General features: G+C 69.4%; 1 pseudogene. It reads right to left on the bottom strand.

What is annotated here, in order from left to right:
• A pseudogene (locus tag IAE24_RS29945) lies at positions 1-1,206 on the bottom strand (RHS repeat protein); the annotation flags it as partial.

The following is a 1,206-nucleotide window of genomic DNA, read 5'->3' on the forward strand; positions in this document are numbered from 1 at the left end:
TGCTGCTTGAGCCTGCGGCCCAGGGCGTCGTAGGTGTAGCGGCTGTGGTGGCGCAGCTGCTCGGCGTTGCCCTGGATCTGGCTGCTGCGCACGGCTATGAGCTGGTGGGCTCCGTCGTAGTGCAGTTGCTGCTGGCTGTGGTCTGCCTGCATTTGCGCGATGCGGTTGCCGCTGGGGTCGTAGCGCCAGACGCAGTCTTCGGTGAAGCCGATGCGGTTGTCTTCCCAGCGCTGCACGGGGCCTTGCCGCTGGCCTGCAAGGTGGCCCAGGCCCATGAGGTTGAAGTCGGTGTGCCGCCAGTGGGCGTGGACCTGGGCAGCCCAGTTGTCCTGGGGGTTTGTCTGGCCCGTTGCACCGGGTGCACCTGGTGCTGGCAGGCGGTTGCCTGCAGGGTCGATCTGCCAGCGGGTGGTGGTCTGGGGGGCCTGGCTGTCGGTGGCCGCTCTCAGGCGCCCTGCGCTGTCGTAGCCGTAGCGCAGCAGTTGCGCGGCCTGGCCCGGGGCGCCGGCCTGTTCGATGGCAACGAGCTGGCCCAGGCTGTCGTAGTGGTAGCGGCGGCCGAGGATCTGGCCTATGAGGGCGTGGGCCTGGGCGTCGGTGGGCTGCAGCGCTTGCAGGCCCGTGGTGCCCAGGGCCGTGAGGCGGCCCAGGCTGTCCCATTGGCGTTGCACCTGCAGGGGGGTGTGTGCATCTGCTGCGGCGGTGGGTGGGTGCAGGCTGCGGCGGACTTCGCGGTGCAGGTTGTCGCGCTCGAAGTCGATGAGGCTGGCTCCGTTGAGCTGCAGTCCGTGCACATGGCCTGAGCCGTAGGTGAGCCAGGCGATATCTCCCAGGCCTTGCAGCTGGCTGTGCTGGCGTGCGCCCAGCGCGTCCAGGCTGTGGGCGATGCGGTGTTCGTATTCGATCTGCTCTGCGCCCCCGTTCCCGCCCCCGTCCTTGCCGGGCCGGTACAGCTGCTGCACTTCTGCCGTGATGCGGCCCAGGGCGTCGCGCTCCAGTGCTATGCGGCTTTGCAGTTGGATGGTGTTCTCTGCGGTGTTCTCGCCGGTGTGTTGCCAGACGCTGGCCGCCGTGAGGCGCCCGGCGGCATCCCATTCGTAGCGGTGGGTTTGTGCGGGCGCATGGGGCGTGGCGGGCAGCTGGCGCTCGGCGAGGCGCCCGCCTTCGTCCCAGCGGTAGTGGCTGCTGCTTTGCTGCGCGGCGTTG

Origin of the sequence: Delftia sp. S65 (assembly GCF_016516495.1) — a bacterium.
In the GTDB taxonomy this organism is placed as follows: Bacteria; Pseudomonadota; Gammaproteobacteria; order Burkholderiales; family Burkholderiaceae_C; genus Comamonas; species Comamonas acidovorans.